Below are 15,771 nucleotides of genomic sequence, written 5' to 3'. Positions count from 1 at the left end.
GTCTGGCGGGTCATAGGTCAATTTCCATTCATTCTGTGCAACAGACTGAATTTTCGTGGCCAGGCTTTGTTTTGACTAGCTAATGAATGCTTAATGACCATATAAGTCTTGCTAATCAATATCCATGGGAAACTACAGTATGGTCAGACGCAACCTCAACGATCTTTTGTCCTTTGTGACGGTGGCCCGGGAAGGCAGCTTTACCCGCGCCGCTGCGCTGCTGGGCGTAAGCCAGTCGGCGCTCAGCCAAGCCATCAGTGGTCTGGAAGCCAGACTCGAAATCCGTCTACTCACACGCACCACGCGCAGCGTGTCGCCAACGGCAGCTGGCGAGCAGCTATTGCAAGCCATCGGCCATCGCTTCGATGAAATCGAAACCGAGTTGGACGCTTTAACCGAGCTGCGGGACAAACCCGCTGGCACCGTGCGCATCACTTGCGGCGACCACATCGCGCGAGCGACGTTGTTGCCAAAGATCGCGCCGTTGCTAGCCGAGTTTCCCGACATCAAGGTCGAGTTCGATATCAGCTACGGCTTCAGGGACATCGTGGCAGATCGCTTTGACGCGGGCGTGCGCATGGGCGACACCATCGACAAAGACATGATTGCGGTGCCTATCGGCCCGAAGCTGCGCATGGCCGCCGTCGCGTCGCCCGCCTACTTTGCCAAGCATCCTGCGCCTAAAACGCCACGGGATCTGGTGGCCCATAGCTGTATCAACATGCGCTTTCCAACGCATGGCGGGCTGTATGTCTGGGAGTTTGAGCGCAAAGGTGTGCCGTTGAACGTGCGCGTCGACGGGCAGGTTGTATTCAACAGCACGCCCCATATCGTGCTCGCCGCACTCGAAGGACTGGGCGTTGCATTTCTGCCAGAAGAGGAGTTCGCGCCACACATCGAGCATGGGCAATTGCTGCGCGTACTGCAGGACTGGTGTACACCATTTGACGGCTACTACCTTTACTACCCGAGCCGTCGACAACCCACTCCGGCGTTTTCGCGGGTGGTCGATGCGCTACGTTTTAGCGAGCCAAAGCGCCGATAAAACGGTTCTTGCCGCAAACGCCGCCGTCGTGTTGCTTTCGGTCAGCGGTTGACGTCCACCACGATGCGGCCTTTGACTTCACCGTTCATTAGCTTGACGGCAAACGGCACCACCTCGCTCAGGCCAATCTCTTGACTGATCGCACCCAACTTCGCAATGTCGAGGTCGGCCCCCAAACGCCGCCATGCTTCCAGCCGGTCGGGCGTGGGGCACATCACGCTGTCAATACCCACCAGAGTGACGCCGCGCAGGATAAACGGTGCCACCGACGCCGGAAAATCCATGCCACCGGCCAGGCCACATGCGGTGACCACACCACGGTATTTGGTGGTGGCGCAAATGTTGGCCAAAGTGTGGCTGCCCACCACATCGACCGCACCCGCCCAGCGCTCTTTGCCCAAGGGCTTGCCCGGCGACGCAAATTGCGCGCGTTCCAGCACGTCAGTGGCGCCCAGCCCTTTCAGATAGTTAGCCTCTTCGTGTCGGCCGCTAACCGCGACCACGGTGTAGCCCAGTTTGGCGAGGATGGCTATGGCCACGCTGCCCACGCCGCCCGCAGCACCGGTCACCACAATTTCTCCATCCGATGGCTTCACGCCATGGCGCTCTAGTGCCAGCACGCAGAGCATGGCGGTGTAGCCTGCCGTGCCGATCGACATGGCCTGCTGCGGCGTAAAACTCGCTGGCAGGGGCACCAGCCATTTCCCCTGGAGCCTGGCCTTTTGTGCCAAGCCACCCCAATGGCCTTCGCCCACACCCCAGCCGTTCAGCAAGACTGCGTCACCGCGCTTGTAGTCGGGGTGCGCAGAGTCTTCAACGATGCCAGCCAAGTCAATGCCAGGGACCATGGGAAATTTGCGCACCACGGGGCCCTTGCCGGTGATGGCCAGACCATCTTTATAGTTGAGCGTGGAGTGGCTCACGCGCACGGTCACATCGCCATCGGGCAGCTGTGATTCGTCGATGTCTTGCACACCGGCGCGGTAACCGGCGTCATCTTTCTCAATCAAAATTCCTTTGAACATCTTGCGCTCCTTGTTGATGTAGACCGATGGTCTAGTTGCGTTAAAAAATCAGTGGGGCGTTAGCCCTGCAAAAAATCCACGTCCGAAGATTTCCAGCGGCGACGCGCTTTGCTCCAGCTTGGCCCTGAGCACGGCGCCCTCCCAGCCAATCCAGAAGAAGCTGGCGACTTGTTCGCAATCGACTTGCTTGGACACCTCGCCGCTGGCTTGCGCCGCACACAAGCAGACTGCGAATCGCGATTCCCAATCGGTGAAGACAGCCCGCAGTTGGCTGCGAAAACTCTCCGGGAGCGCGCCCATTTCCTGGCCCAGGTTGCCAATCAGGCAGCCGCGCTGAAAGGCATGGCGGGCCATGCCCGCCTGCGCATCCGCAACAAAGGCATGCAAGCGGGCCATGGGCGTCAGGTTTTCGTTCAAAAGATGGCGGTCTATCTTGCGTGCGAAGTAGTCCGCGTACTGCGTAATGAGTGCTGAGCCGAACGCTTCTTTGCTGTCGAAGTAGTGATAGAACGAGCCCTTGGGAACCCCCACGCGGCGCAGGACTTCGTCGATGCCCGTGGCCGAAAAGCCTTTTTCGGTCAGCACCTCCAACCCTGCGCGTAGTAGCACACCACGGGTGTCGGCCAAGTGCTCACGCGCTTTGGGCGGCCGGCCGCGTCGGCGCGTAGGGGTGGCAGGGGTTTCCATTCGGCCGATATTAGACCGATCGTCTAGTTAAATCAAGTCAATTGTCGCAAGCACCTGGTGGGTTTGTTGTCTTTGGTCAAACGCTTCTGAACAAAATTGGCCTCTAGCCCTCGTGAAATATACACATGCAACTTCTATTTTTATAGCAGTCGTCACTATTTAGCTGCGCTTCCTTTTAGCAAGACGCACATGCGTGACGGTCTCAGACCCAACCGTTTCCACGCAGTCGTAGTCGCGCGCGAGGTTGTCCGTCCCATCAAACAAGCGCTCGCCAGACCCTAGCAATTTGTTGGTCATGACCAGGTGCAGTTCGTCGATCAGCCCTGCCTTGAGATATTGGCGCACCAGCGTGGCGCCGCCGCCCAAGCGCACGTCTTTACCCTCTGCAGCGGCAAACGCCTGCTGCAAGGCAGATTCGATGCCATCGGTCACAAAGTGAAAGGTGGTGCCGCCTTCCATGGGCAAGGGCGCGCGGGCGTGGTGGGTCACGACAAAAACCGGCGAATGGTAGGGCGGATTGGGGCCCCACCAACCTTTCCACTCCTCGTCAGGCCAAGGCCCGCGCACGGGGCCAAACATATTGCGGCCCAGAATATTGGCGCCAATGTTGTCAAAGCCTTTGGCCAGAAAACTGTCGTCGATACCGGTGCTGCCGCCCTCCTGCCCAAACATGGTTTTCATGGTGCGGGTCTGAAACGCCCACTCCATGATCACCAGCCCGCCGTTGCCAAACGGGCTTTCCAAACTTTGCCCCGAGGCAGAGCTAAAGCCGTCCAGCGACAAGGCAAATCCGCGCACCACCAGCTTTTGTTTTTTTGTTGACTCCGCCATGGTCAGATGCCCCGCTGAATCATGGCCACCAGTTGGTCCAGCGCCGCGCCCCAACCGGCTTCAAAGCCCATGGCGGCGTGCTTTTGGCAACCGGCTTCGTCGGCATGAATGACGGTAGCGGTGTAGCGGGTGCCGCCATCAGCGTCGGCCAGTTCAACCATGGCGGTGAACATGAACTCGGTGTTGGCATCACCGCACGTAGCCGTGGGATTGGCGGGCCGGAAACCGGGCAGCAGCGCATTGGTCCACACCAGCTTTTCCTGCGGCACCACTTCCAGGTAACAACCAGCATTGGGAAACTCAGCGCCTTCGGGCGACTGCATGGTGGTGCGAAACAGACCACCGGGGCGCAAGTCTATTTCGCAGTCAATCGTCTTCCAGGGCATGGGGCAAAACCAGGGCATGAGCAACGCAGGTTCGGTCCAGGCGCGCCACACCTGCGCTCTGGGCACATTGATGATGCGGGTAAAGCTGAGGTCTAGGTTTGCGTTGGGCTGGTAGGTTGGTTGCATGTTGTGTCTCCGGTTGTAGGCGTTGGGTTTGGTGGGTGTTGCGATAACCCTGAATGAACCAATTGGTTGAATATAAGAGCAGCCGAGATTTGGTGGGCGCAGTGCCCGCTCGGCAAGCTGCCAACGGGGCACTGACATGGCACGGCGCCTGCGCGCCAGGCAGTCCGTTAGACTGCGGCAAAGGAGTAATCACTATGGCAGGCGTTTTTGGTAAAGATCCCAACATGAACAAGGCCGGCGGCCACAAAGAGCTGGATCGCGTCATGGGCGAGCGCATACGCAAAAAGGCGGAATTGGCAGCCAAGTTTCTTCAAAAGAAGCCGATAGCGAGCAGCAAAAAGACGGAGCCATCGCAGAAGAAGTGAGCCCTGCAACACCCAAACCACAGCCACGCGGCTGGAGCTCGGCCTGACGGTGGTGGCCATAAAGTCCCGACACTCTTTGCCAGAATAGGCCCGAACAGGCTGGAATTAGGCGGATTCTGGCTACACTTCTCCAATGCATTGCGAACTGCAGGTACGTTCAGTCTCCTGTACCCGCCTCTCCAGCGTCGCAGGCCCGATTCGCGGCCTGACGAGCGGTAGGCGCGCTGTGGCGTGCACGCCCTGGTTGCATAAGCCGGTCGCACATCCCTCGGCCCGGCGATAACTCCCTCTCTATTTAGCGCAACACCATCTATCGCCGGGCTTTTGCTCAAGCGCGAATGCGGCCGCCCCCGGTGTAGGGCAAGTACCGCTGCCGATGGAGAATCGTCATGTCCCCAACCACCATGGACTTCACGACAAAATTCGTGCGCTCGAAAAATCCGTGCGCGCAGGGCTATCGCTGGTTTGTGCGCAACCACCAGGAAGGTGGCGACTATCAGCAGGTACTTGACGCGCTGGTGGAAGCCGGGCGCATCGATGACGCCTGTTGGCTGCTAAACCAGTTCGGCCCTACCGACGCGGTGTTGAAGCTCGACGCTGTCGAGGCCGAGGCGTTGGTGTTTGCGGGGTCGATTGAGGTGAGGGGTGGCATCGAGGTCAATTCCCTTGTCCGCGCCGGTCGCTCCATCCGCGCTGGCGGCGGCATTCGCGCTGGCCGCACCATCATCGCGGGGGAGGACATCCAGGCAGGCGCGGCTATCCGCAGCGGTGACACGCTGGAAAGCGGTGGCGACATCCTCTGTGAAATGAGCATCGAAACCCTGGGGGCGATTCGCTGCGGCGGCGGGCTGCGCGCGTTGTGGGACGTTACCTGCGGCGGCAAGTTCGACGCCGTGGACAAAGTGCTGGTCGGGCAGGACCTGGTGGTGGAGGGAGCGATTGCCTGCGGTAAGGACTTGCACGTTCGCGGCGCCATCACCGGTTCGGACAGCATCCACGCTAGGCAGGGAATTCTCTGTGGCGCATCGCTGCGCTGCGCACTGCACCTGGAAGCCGGCTTGGGCATCAAGGCAACCGATTCGATCATCGCCGGTGGCTCGATTCGCGCCGGCGAAAGCCTGAGTGCGGGGCACGAATTGCGTGCCGGACCGGGCTACGGCGTGTTTGCCGGCCTGTGCGTGCAGCATGAGGCCTGGGAGGCCAGCGCCATGGTGTCCGCTAGCGTCAGGCCCGAACGGTTGATGAGCGGGTGTTGGGCCGGCGCCTGCCTGGTGTGACTGTGCTCAACGCACGCAGCTACATATGGCTTTTCCATCAACGCCTGCGGTGGACTGATAGTTGACTAAAGCTTTGCCCGTTAGATCTGCTGCAAATGAGGCGTCCTTACTTCGTGCGGTTGATTGGCCAGGGTTTTTGCGGCGCTGTAAAAGGCTGTTCAGTCGCCGCTACTGCTGACAAACAGCGTCTCAAACGCATCGACCCAGTCAACGTAGGCCGCCAGCGCGGCAAAGGATGCGTTGTTGGCTCCAGCTACGTTTGTCGCGTAGATCGCTTGCAACTTTCAGCGTGTTGCGAAAATCCAGCCGCCGGGTGCTAAAGCGGGTGGGGCAACGACGTTCCACACTACGGGACGGCGTTGCAAGTCGGCATAGCCCGTGTAGCTGGCGTTGTCGGGGCTTTTGAGTGTGTCCACCGCGCAGCCCACATGATGTCGACGTGCCCCTTGGCCGCCTGCAACAGGCAAGACATGTCGGTGCAGCCCGAGGCCAAGCTTGCGAGCGCTAGTAGAAGCGTAACTCGAAAAGTGGGGCGAAAGTGCATGCGGCTTTCTGGTTGTTTGGCTTTAGATTGACCGTGGGCTCATTGCCATTAATTGGAGCTCTGCAATGCATCAAACTTGCGCCGAATAACGCCGTGGCGTACGCGGCTATTAACCCCTGCCCGGATTTGGCACGACGGATTTCCCCTCAGCCGCGTCGCTTTTCTTCGCAGTTGAAATAATGTCGACGATCTTGGAAGCGTTAGGCGCTGCCTTCAAACACGAGCGCGGCTGCAGCCAGATCTTCCAGTGCAGTGCCAACCGACTTGAAAACGGTGCGCTGGTCTTCCGATTGCCGCCCAGAAACCTTTCCGCGGCATAGGTTTTCCAAGGTACCGCACACGTCGTCTGCCAAGAAGACGCCGCGCGACATTGGGCCAAGCAGGTCCCCACTCTTTTGTAACGCTTCGGTAGTGTCCACAAAGAGACTGGCACCAGCGAAACAAGCATCGTCAGCCTCGCGCATGGTGGGCGTAAAACTGCCGATCAAGTCAAGATGGTTGCCTGGACTGAGCCATGCCCCTTCGATGACCGGATTGGTCGCCAGCGTGGCACAACTGACGATGTCGGCCCGCGCTGCGGATCTTGAAAGTTCGATCGCAACGCTGGCCGCGATGCCGTCAGCTTTCAATTCATTCACCAGCAGTTGTGCTTGCGAGGCCTTGCGGGCCCAAACCTGAACCTCTTCAATCGGCAATACCTGGCGATAGGCCTCTGGGATGAGACTGGCAACACGCCCTGCACCGACTACCAGCAGGCGTCTTGCATTCGGGCGTGCCAACATCGAGGCGGCCAACGCTGAGGCTGCTGCCGTGCGGCGCGCCGTAATCTCATTGCCATCAATGTGCGCCAACGGCTCTCCAGTGCGTGCGTCGTAAAGCACATAGGTAGCAAACAACCCCGGTAGACCTCGCGCTGAGTTGCCCGGAAATATGTTGACCGTTTTGATCCCAAGGTACCGATCCGCACGCCAAGCCGGCATGATCAGGACGGTTCCCTGGCTACCGTCGGAGGCTTTCAGTGTGTGCGTGTGCCGAAGTGGCACCTCGCAGCCCTCAACGAACATGCGCCGCAACGCCTCGATCAGACGGTCAAAGGGCAATGCGGTGCGCGTTTCGGTTGCGTTGAGAATCTTCATGAATGGAAGTGACTCTGGAGGGAAATAGGAGCCGTTTGACGGATTTGATAATGTGTACACCTCATGGTTCGACCCCATTGAGTACCTGCGCAAAACGATTGCCTGTCATGCTCAAGCGTTGAGTGACATGTGTCCGGGATAGTTCGGCATAGTCTAATCTCACCCTTTGAGACGGGTGATCCGTGCGCGAAGCGATCTGGCGTCTGCGCATCTCCAGAAAAACAGCCAAGCGCTCTGCCGCTCAAACCCCACCTTTGTCCATCGCGCCTTTCTGTGGCGGCGAACGAATACCCGAGAAGGTCATGAGACATTGGTTGGGTGTCTTCACATAGGAAGAAGGCTTACCGGAATGTTGACCTTCACGCGTGAGAGGTCTATAGGGTCCTGTCAGACTTGCCGAATAGAAGCAAGTGTCGCTGCGGCCACCGGTTCCAAGGGGGTCCCGTATAAATTATCAAAGAAATTCACTGTGAAAAGAAGAACCTTGATTCAGCAGATCAGCCTACTGACTGCTGCGTTTGCCTCGATATCACGCGCAGCCAGCGCAGCACCCTTTCCGATCAAGAAGACGCAGGAGCAGTGGCGTGAGCTTGTCTCGCCCGCAGCCTTTCAGGTATTGTTTGAAGAGAGCACAGAACCCGCAGGCAGCAGCCCGCTGAACGCGGAAAAACGTGCTGGCACGTTTGTGTGCACCGCGTGCTCTTTGCCCCTGTTCAGTTCGGCTCACAAATATGAAAGCGGCACAGGCTGGCCCAGCTTCTGGAAGCCGCTAGAGGCAGCCGTGGGCACTAAGACTGATTTCAAGCTGATTTTCCCGCGAACGGAATACCACTGCGCGCGCTGTGGCGGCCACCAGGGCCACCTATTCAGTGATGGCCCCAAGCCAACCGGCAAGCGCTATTGCAACAACGGCGTTGCGCTGGCGTTTGTGTCTGAGGGACAGGCCCTGCCGGCTCTGCGAAGCTAACTATTGAAGGTTCGATATGAAAAAAATGTTTTTTGCGTTCGGTTTGACAGCGCTCACAGCGGCCGCGCAAGCCGCCACCGCCACGGCTGTTTTTGCAGGAGGCTGCTTCTGGTGCACCGAGTCTGACTTTGAAAAACTCCCGGGTGTTATAGCGGCCGAGTCGGGCTATACCGGCGGCAAAGTGGTCAACCCCAGCTATGAGAGCGTGAGTGCGGGTGCCACGGGTCACACCGAGGCGGTTCGCGTGACTTACGACCCCGACAAAGTTACCTACACCCAGTTGGTCGAATACTTCTGGCGCACCATCGACCCCACCGAAAAAGACCGCCAGTTTTGTGATGTGGGCAACCAATATCGTTCTGGCATTTACTGGGGCTCAGAGGCCGAGCGAATCGTGGCTGAAGCCAGCAAAGTTGCGCTGCTCAAATCGGGGCAGTTCAAAGACATTTACACCGAGGTGAAACGCGCCGACCCGTTCTATCTGGCCGAGGATTACCACCAGGACTACTACAAAAAGAACCCGGTTCGCTACAAGTACTACCGCCTCAGTTGTGGGCGTGATGCGCAACTCAAGCGCATTTGGCAGGCAGCAGCCAAGTGATTTTTAGGGGAACAGACTGCACATCGCTTGGCGGGGCACCATGACCACCGGGCACCCGGTAGCATTGAAGACCCCACGGAGGTGGGGTCACGAAGTATGTGGTCCAGCTCAATGGTGGGGCGTCCACCTTGGTCAGTGGCCATGGTCAGTGTTTTTGTTGTAATGAGCGATAGCACTAGTCCAAATGGCATCCGTGAAATCGGAGTAATTAGTAACCTCCATGTTAGGTTTTGCCGCTCATAAGCCATAGGTCCGCAGTCCGATGACGTGAATTGGCCGTTTTCTCGCATCCATTCAGCCACCGTTCACCCATCCAGCAGCAAGATACGCCCATACCAACCCAAAGGGGCATTCCATGAAACGTCTTGCTATCGCTCTTGCTTGCACTGTTGGCACTTTTGCTGTGCAAGCCGATATTTTTTATGACAACGCCCGCGTACGTAGTGCCGAGCCGCAGTATGAAAATATCACCGTACCGCGCGACGAGTGCCGCAACGAATGGGTGACTGATTCTCAACGTGTCAGCAGTGGTACGCCCAACTATGGTGGCGTGGTGCTGGGCGCGTTGGCCGGTGGTGTGGTGGGTAACCAGGTGGGTAGGGGAAATGGAGGCCGGGAGGCAGCCACGGCCCTCGGCGCACTGGTTGGGGCCTTGGCGGGCGACCGCATTGCCGGCCGCAACAACCGTTACGAACAGGTGCAGGAAGCACCGCGCCAAGTCACCCGCTGCCAAACGGTAAACGACGTGCAGGCGCGCCTAACTGGTTACCGCGTGGCTTACGACTACCGTGGTCAGACATACACAACCTTAATGCGCGAAGACCCGGGCCCTAACCTGCAAGTGCGTGTGTCGGTAGACCCCGTTGGCCCCGCCATGTACTAATCCGATTTCCTAGTAGTACGATAGCGTCCATGCTCACACGTCTTGCCTGCTCGCTGCTCGTAGCCCTCATGCTGGCCTGCACGCCCGCCTGGGCGGATGTGAGCCGCGACGAAGCGGTTGTAGCGGCCTTGCAGGTGGTGAGTGGAAGGGTGCTGTCGGTGGACAAGGCTCAGATGGGAAAACGGGTAGCGTGGCGCGTCAAGCTGGTTACAGCCGGTGGCGACGTGCGGGTAGTAATGATCGACGCCGCCACGGGTCGGTCGCTGTAGCTTAAATGCGCCTGCTGCTGATTGAAGACGATGCGCCGCTGCGGCTCTCGCTTGCATTGCGGCTGGAGGCTGATGGCTACCGGGTGGACCAAGCCACGGATGGTGAAGACGGTCTTTTCCAGGTGCGTGAGTACCCTGTGGACCTGGCGATTGTCGATCTGGGTCTACCCAAGATGAATGGCCTCACAGTCGTGCAGCGGCTGCGTGCCGAAGGCAAGGCTCTGCCCATCCTCATCCTTACCGCGCGCGGCAGCTGGCAAGACAAGGTCGTCGGGCTGGAAGCTGGCGCTGACGACTACTTGGTAAAACCCTTTGAATACCCCGAGCTTGCCGCGCGCGTCAAGGCGCTGTTGCGTCGCGCCATGAAGGCCGCCACTGATGTGCTAACGGTGGGGCCTCTCAGCTTGGACATTGGTGCGCAGGCTGCCAAGCTGAATGGCTCGGCTATGGAACTCACCGCGTTTGAATACCGTGTACTAGAATTTTTGGTGCGGGAGCGCGCCCGCGTGGTAAGCAAACAAGAGCTATCGGACTATCTCTACCCCCACGACCAGGACCGTGACAGCAATGTATTGGAGGTGCTGGTGGGCCGCCTGCGCCGCAAACTGGACCCAGAAGGAACGCTGGAGCCCATAGAAACCCTGCGCGGACGCGGCTACCGCTTCACCCTCGAATGACGCGGGTTACCTTTTCATGAGGTTCGACGCGTCGTCCATCCGCACGCGGCTGATGGTGGGCGCCGTTTTGGTATTTCTGGCCTTCATGGCAGTTGCAGGCGTGGCCTTGCAGCGTGCCCATGCGGACGGCGTGCGCGCCGCACATTACGCTCGACTGCAAAGCACCGTGTATCTTTTACTGGCCGGGGCCGAACTGGACACTTCCGGCGCGCTGGTTATGCCGACGGAGTTTGCAGAGCCACGCCTGTCGCTACCCGGGTCGGGCTTGTATGCCAGTATTGTTAACGTGGCGCGTAGCGAGACGTGGCAGTCCGCATCCACGCTGGGCTTTACTCCGCCTTTTGATGGCAATGTGCCAGTAGGCGAGTGGCGCTACGACACAGTGCGGGCACCATCAGGCACATTCCTGACCGCCGGCTACGGCGTGCGGTGGGCAGGGCAAGACAAGACCGGGGTGCGATTGGTGCTTTCGGTGGTGGAGAGCAGCGCTGCGTTCGACCGCGAAACGAAGGTCTTTCAACGAACGCTTTGGTCTTGGTTGGGCGGGGCAGGCCTCTTGCTCTTGTTTTCACAGACACTGTTGTTGCGCTGGGGCCTGGCGCCGCTGCAACGGGTGTCACTAGAAATTTCCCGCATTGAAAGTGGTGAGCAGTCCGAAGTGCAAGGCGTCTACCCCACCGAAATTGCCGCCCTTACCAACAACCTCAACACCCTCATTAAACAAGAACGGGTGCGTCGAATACGCTACAAAGAAGCGCTGAGCTATCTGGCCCATAGCTTAAAAACGCCGCTGGCCGTGCTGCGCTCCTCACTGGGCCAGCCCGACCAACTGGCCGACACCGTTGCGCAACAGGTGAGCCGCATGGACCACATCGTGCAGCACCAACTGGGCCGCGCCGGCGCGAGCGGCGCCACACGCTTTGCGCCCTGGTTGGCGCTAGCCCCGGTGGTAGAGCGCATACGCGACTCGCTGGCCAAGGTGTATGCCGACAAGCAGTTGGTCTTTACCGTTGACTGCCCGCCTGACCTGACTTGGCGAATGGACGAAGGAAACGCCTTTGAGATGCTGGGTAACCTGCTTGATAACGCTTCCAAATGGGCGGCAAGGCGTGTGAGTGTGCGAATATGGCGCGATGGAGATGCCCTGCGCATCAGTGTGCAAGACGACGGCCCTGGTTTTACCGATACGCAGGCTGTGCTGCAATTGCATGTGCGCATGGACGAAAAGGTGCCCGGCCATGGTGTGGGCCTGGCCGTGGTGAATGACTTGGTAGCCAGTCACGAAGGCACGTTGACGCTGGGCGCATCGGCCTGGGGCGGAGCGCAGGTGAACATTGCCTTGCCCGCAACCTGAAACACGGTGTTACTACTATGCAAACTTATTGATTTGGTTCAGTTTGCGTTCATGCACCGGGGCGCACTATAGAACCTTGTTAACCCAAGGAGTAATCCATGAACCGTATCGTTTCACTCAAGTTTCTCGCCGCAGCGGCTTTGGCTCTGGGCACTTTGGCTGCTACCACCGCGGCACAGGCACGCGACAACGTGCAGTTTTCCGTAACGCTGGGTAGCCCTGGCTTTCTTGTGCAATCCGCCCCGGTGTACGTGCACCCCCGGCCCACCTATGTGCGGCCTGCCCCGGCCTATGTGCATCCCCGCCCCGTTTATGTGCAGCCGCAACCGGTCTATATGCGTCCCCGTCCGGTTTACGTGCAGCCAGCGCCAACGTACGGTTGGGGCCACCAACGCTACAACCACCATGGCCGTAACGAGTACGCCCAAGGCTCTTGGGGCGACTACGACCGGGACGGTATTCCCAACCGCTATGACCGCTTTCCGGGCAATCCGAATCGCCGGTGAGTGGAGTTAGCGGCGGTAAGGCTGCGGATCCACTGCCTAAATTGGGAGGGCAAAGGATCCGCGCTTCAAGCAGAAGTGTTGGACGGACCAGCAGGGACTGGCTGATTCCAGTCGTTCGTTGAAAGGTAGCCCCTCGTTCGGAATCTGACCAAATTGGTCGGTGGCGGTTTTGGAAACTGCCCTTCGTCCACGTGAACGTCTTGAACTGCGCACTGTATGTCCCCGACGGGGGACGGTGGGTGTCGGCATGAACATTTATGCACGTATGCATTACCAGACTGGCAAGCTGGCTAGCGCGTGGATCAGCAGGGCGAGAGAGTAACCTGCCTATACTTGGAAGTATGGCCCCAGTTAGATACAGTCCCGCAGCCGATCGCAACAAACAGCCGATACTGGATACATTGCGCCGCGTACTGCCCGATCGTGGCAAGGCACTGGAGATAGCTTCTGGCACCGGACAACACGTAGCATGGTTTGCCCGGAATCTGCCACAGTGGAACTGGCAGCCCAGCGATGCATACGTGGATGGCTTTTCCGATATTGCCCTGCATACGCAAGGTTTGCATAACGTACATGGCCCACGCGTTCTTGACGTCCTGAAGTGGCCGTGGTTGGACGATGTAGACGCCAAGTTTGATGCAATTTACTGCGCGAACATGATTCATATTTCCCCGTGGGCTACAACCAAGGCACTGATGCAAGGAGCCGGGCAAATACTATCGCTCCACGGCATACTGATCACCTATGGCCCATATCTACTCAGAATCCCGCTTGGGGCATTCGTCACCTTGAAGATGTTGAGAAGGAGGCCGTCGAGGCAGGATTGAGATTGGCGCAGCGGATGAGCATGCCGGCAAACAATTTGCTGCTCGTGTGGACGTTTAGTGCAGCCGTTTGAGCGCCCGAGCACCATCTACAAATGTGGCGCCAACGCCACTGCCATTCGCGACGTCAACGAACATGCTTGCTTGGACATCGAAGCTCACCAAGCGAAGTATCTCAACAGCATTGTCTACAGGACCATTGAATCGTTAGATAAATCAAAGATCCGATGCTGGGCTGCAAGTTATTTTGCAGTGGCCGCCAGAAACGTCCTGCTTGAAAATTAGACGCTTTTGACAGTGCTACTCGGACCGTTGGTTTGCACGGAGGAAATTCCGTTGTCCCGCCCAGCCGTCGCCTTGTACATTTGGCTGGTGCCGATCACTTGATGGTTTGCCGCCTTCAAGTTGAAATAGAAACGACCATCGGTTGCATCCTTACGGTCATAACGCTCGGGCAGTGGGCTGTTCTTCTGTACCGAGGCAATGCCATTTTCTGCTGCAGCTTTCGATTCATACTGCTCACTACGCAGAATCGTCTCCGCATTACCTGCTTTGAGAACAAAGAAATGCTGTCCTTTGTCGTTGGATGAAAGTTCGTACCAGCCTGACATATAACGCTCCTTTAGAAAACAACGTGTAGGTGAAGTATCCTACTAATCTCGCTGACCGTGACCGCCTCGACATGTATTTTGGTTCCCCGTTGGACTGGCAAACCAACTCCATTGGTTTTTCATGTCGTCGTTCTCGTCCAGGGCTCACGTGCCCCGCTATTGCGACACAACCACTCAGTGCCATCGAACACATAGGTCTCGCAAGACATTGACATGAATTTACGGGTCCGATAGCGATCTTTGTAGCGTCACCAGCCATAGTCTTTGCGCTTGAAGCGGGATGAGAACTGCCATTTACGGAGCAAGGTAGGGGTTCCCAACGTTTTTTCTCTAAAATTAATCAAAAAAAAATCCAACCAAAAAAAACCCGAAAAAAAAGGAGAATCCCCCACCCCACCCCAAACCCCCCCCCACACACCAATTCTCCCCCCCCCCGGTTTCCCCCCCCCCCCCCCCCCCCCCCCCCCCCCGGGGGGGCCCCCCCCCCCCGGGGCCCCCGGGGGGCCCCCCCCCCCCCCCGGCCCAAAAGACCCGGGGCCCCCCCCCCCGCCGGCCGGAGGGGCGGGGCGGCCCCCCCGGGCCCCCCCCCCCCGGGCCCCCCCCCCGGGACCCCGGCCCCCCGTCCTGGCCCCCCCCCCCCCCCCCCCCCGGCCCCCCCCCCCCCCCCCCGGGGGAAGGGGGGGGGGCCCCCCTGGCCCCGGGGCCCCCGGGCCCGGGGGCCCCCCCCCCCTTTCCGGCCCTCCCCGGGCCCGCCCCGGGTTTCCCGGACCCGGGGGCCTTTTCCCCCCCCCGGCCCCCCCCCCGCCCCCCCCCCCCACCCCCCCCCCCCCCCCCCCCCCCCCCCCCCCCCCCCCCAACCCCCCCCAAACCCCCCCCCCCCACCCCCAAAGACCCCCTTTCTGGAAAAATGCCGGGGGGGGGTGGGGGGGAGGGGCGTTCCCGGACATTTCAAAACCCTCCGTCCTTCGACCCCCCCCCCCCCGGCCCCCCGGGCCCCCCCCCCCGCGCGCCCCGGCGGGACGCGCCCCCGAAACCGGCGGGGGGCCGCCCCCCCAAAAACCCCGACAAAACGGAAACCAAACCCCCAGGAAACCTCCCCCTTAACAAAACCAAAAAAGCCCTGGGTTTTTCCCCCCCCTTTCCCCCCCCCCCCCGAAACCCACCCCCCAAATTTTTCCCCCCAACCCCCCCCCCCCATCCCGGGGTTCCCGGCCGGGGACCCCCCCCCGGCCCCCCCCAAAAAAAAAAACCCCCCCGAAACGAAAACCCCCCCCCCCCCCCCGTTCCCCCCCCCCGGCCCCCCCCCCGGGGGAAAACCCCCCCGCCAGAACCCGAGCCCCGGAACCGGTGTGGAGGCTTTTGTTTTTTTTTTTTTAATTAGCTTTTGGGGCGGGGGGGGCCGCCGTTTTCCCGCCGGGGGGGGGGGGCCCCCCCCCCCCCCCCCCGGCGGGGGGGGGTTCCCCCCCCCCACCCCCCCCCCCCCCACCAAACCCCCAAAACCCCCCCCCCCCCCCCCCCCCCCCCCCCCCCCGGAAAAAAACCCCCCCCCCCCCCCCCCCCCCCCCCCCCCCGGGGGGAACGCCCCCCCCCCCCCCCCCGGGGGGGGGGGGGGGCCCCCCCCACCCCCCCCAACCCCGGGGGGGGGGGGGGGGGGCGC

The 15,771-nt window shown here is 60.0% G+C and carries 17 protein-coding genes and 2 pseudogenes; 11 read left to right on the top strand and 8 right to left on the bottom strand.

Annotated elements, in window-relative coordinates:
- The first annotated feature begins 139 nt into the window (after window positions 1-139).
- Entirely contained in the window at window positions 140-1,045 is a 906-nt protein-coding gene (locus IPI80_RS02795; protein WP_413857582.1) for a LysR family transcriptional regulator, read from the top strand.
- A 41-nt stretch (window positions 1,046-1,086) separates the two neighbouring features.
- Here IPI80_RS02795 and IPI80_RS02790 read toward each other — a convergent pair whose 3' ends face one another.
- From IPI80_RS02790 to IPI80_RS02775, 4 genes are all read right to left on the bottom strand, one after another.
- Window positions 1,087-2,070 (bottom strand): MDR family oxidoreductase, encoded by a 984-nt coding sequence (locus IPI80_RS02790; RefSeq protein WP_413856927.1) that lies wholly within the window; start codon window positions 2,068-2,070, stop codon window positions 1,087-1,089.
- 48 nt (window positions 2,071-2,118) lie between these two features.
- On the bottom strand, window positions 2,119-2,757 hold the full coding sequence (locus IPI80_RS02785) for a TetR/AcrR family transcriptional regulator (protein WP_413856925.1): 639 nt from the start codon (window positions 2,755-2,757) through the stop codon (window positions 2,119-2,121).
- A gap of 159 nt (window positions 2,758-2,916) precedes the next feature.
- Window positions 2,917-3,588, bottom strand: a complete 672-nt coding sequence (locus IPI80_RS02780) for a dihydrofolate reductase family protein (RefSeq protein WP_413856923.1) — start codon at window positions 3,586-3,588, stop codon at window positions 2,917-2,919.
- Between the two features lie 2 nt (window positions 3,589-3,590).
- A complete protein-coding gene (locus IPI80_RS02775) occupies window positions 3,591-4,100 on the bottom strand; it encodes an SRPBCC family protein (RefSeq protein WP_413856921.1) in 510 nt (169 codons plus the stop codon).
- A 194-nt stretch (window positions 4,101-4,294) separates the two neighbouring features.
- Here IPI80_RS02775 and IPI80_RS02770 point away from each other — a divergent pair, with 194 nt between their 5' ends.
- Together IPI80_RS02770 and IPI80_RS02765 are read left to right on the top strand one after the other, a co-directional pair.
- Window positions 4,295-4,465: a hypothetical protein gene (locus IPI80_RS02770; RefSeq protein ID WP_413856919.1), complete on the top strand. Its 171-nt coding sequence runs from the start codon at window positions 4,295-4,297 to the stop codon at window positions 4,463-4,465.
- 389 nt (window positions 4,466-4,854) lie between these two features.
- A complete protein-coding gene (locus tag IPI80_RS02765; protein WP_413856917.1) occupies window positions 4,855-5,742 on the top strand; it encodes a hypothetical protein in 888 nt (295 codons plus the stop codon).
- Between the two features lie 158 nt (window positions 5,743-5,900).
- On the opposite strand, the gene IPI80_RS02760 is transcribed toward IPI80_RS02765, so the two are convergent.
- The 3 genes and pseudogenes from IPI80_RS02760 to IPI80_RS02750 all read right to left on the bottom strand — a co-directional run bounded on the left by IPI80_RS02760 (window position 5,901) and on the right by IPI80_RS02750 (window position 7,422).
- A complete protein-coding gene (locus IPI80_RS02760; protein WP_413856915.1) occupies window positions 5,901-6,023 on the bottom strand; it encodes a hypothetical protein in 123 nt (40 codons plus the stop codon).
- Between the two features lie 15 nt (window positions 6,024-6,038).
- Window positions 6,039-6,161: pseudogene (locus IPI80_RS02755) on the bottom strand (aminopeptidase); the annotation flags it as partial.
- A gap of 325 nt (window positions 6,162-6,486) precedes the next feature.
- Window positions 6,487-7,422 (bottom strand): ornithine cyclodeaminase family protein, encoded by a 936-nt coding sequence (locus IPI80_RS02750; protein WP_413856913.1) that lies wholly within the window; start codon window positions 7,420-7,422, stop codon window positions 6,487-6,489.
- A 469-nt stretch (window positions 7,423-7,891) separates the two neighbouring features.
- Here IPI80_RS02750 and msrB point away from each other — a divergent pair, with 469 nt between their 5' ends.
- The 8 genes and pseudogenes from msrB to IPI80_RS02710 all read left to right on the top strand — a co-directional run bounded on the left by msrB (window position 7,892) and on the right by IPI80_RS02710 (window position 13,577).
- Window positions 7,892-8,389 carry a peptide-methionine (R)-S-oxide reductase MsrB gene (gene msrB / locus IPI80_RS02745; RefSeq protein ID WP_413856911.1) on the top strand — a complete coding sequence of 166 codons (498 nt, stop codon included), beginning with the start codon at window positions 7,892-7,894 and terminating at the stop codon, window positions 8,387-8,389.
- A 16-nt stretch (window positions 8,390-8,405) separates the two neighbouring features.
- Window positions 8,406-8,990 (top strand): peptide-methionine (S)-S-oxide reductase MsrA, encoded by a 585-nt coding sequence (msrA, locus tag IPI80_RS02740; protein WP_413856909.1) that lies wholly within the window; start codon window positions 8,406-8,408, stop codon window positions 8,988-8,990.
- 355 nt (window positions 8,991-9,345) lie between these two features.
- The gene (locus IPI80_RS02735; RefSeq protein WP_413856907.1) at window positions 9,346-9,873 is read left to right on the top strand and encodes a glycine zipper 2TM domain-containing protein; all 528 of its coding nucleotides are present in this window, start codon (window positions 9,346-9,348) and stop codon (window positions 9,871-9,873) included.
- Window positions 9,874-9,902: 29 nt separating this feature from the next.
- Window positions 9,903-10,142, top strand: coding sequence for a PepSY domain-containing protein (locus IPI80_RS02730; RefSeq protein ID WP_413856905.1), 240 nt, complete (start codon window positions 9,903-9,905; stop codon window positions 10,140-10,142).
- A gap of 5 nt (window positions 10,143-10,147) precedes the next feature.
- Window positions 10,148-10,819: a response regulator transcription factor gene (locus IPI80_RS02725; RefSeq protein ID WP_413856903.1), complete on the top strand. Its 672-nt coding sequence runs from the start codon at window positions 10,148-10,150 to the stop codon at window positions 10,817-10,819.
- A gap of 16 nt (window positions 10,820-10,835) precedes the next feature.
- Entirely contained in the window at window positions 10,836-12,173 is a 1,338-nt protein-coding gene (locus tag IPI80_RS02720; RefSeq protein ID WP_413856901.1) for an ATP-binding protein, read from the top strand.
- Between the two features lie 98 nt (window positions 12,174-12,271).
- Complete coding sequence (locus tag IPI80_RS02715) at window positions 12,272-12,679, top strand: hypothetical protein (protein WP_413856899.1); 408 nt, start codon at window positions 12,272-12,274, stop codon at window positions 12,677-12,679.
- A 341-nt stretch (window positions 12,680-13,020) separates the two neighbouring features.
- A pseudogene (locus tag IPI80_RS02710) lies at window positions 13,021-13,577 on the top strand (DUF938 domain-containing protein).
- Between the two features lie 207 nt (window positions 13,578-13,784).
- Here IPI80_RS02710 and IPI80_RS02705 read toward each other — a convergent pair.
- Window positions 13,785-14,114 carry a YegP family protein gene (locus tag IPI80_RS02705; RefSeq protein ID WP_413856897.1) on the bottom strand — a complete coding sequence of 110 codons (330 nt, stop codon included), beginning with the start codon at window positions 14,112-14,114 and terminating at the stop codon, window positions 13,785-13,787.
- Window positions 14,115-15,771 lie beyond the last annotated feature (1,657 nt).

Source organism: Candidatus Aalborgicola defluviihabitans (genome assembly GCF_016705985.1).
Classification (GTDB): Bacteria; Pseudomonadota; Gammaproteobacteria; order Burkholderiales; family Burkholderiaceae_C; genus Allorhodoferax; species Allorhodoferax defluviihabitans.
Note: the sequence above shows the minus strand (reverse complement) of the source record. Positions and strands in the feature narration are given on the sequence as shown.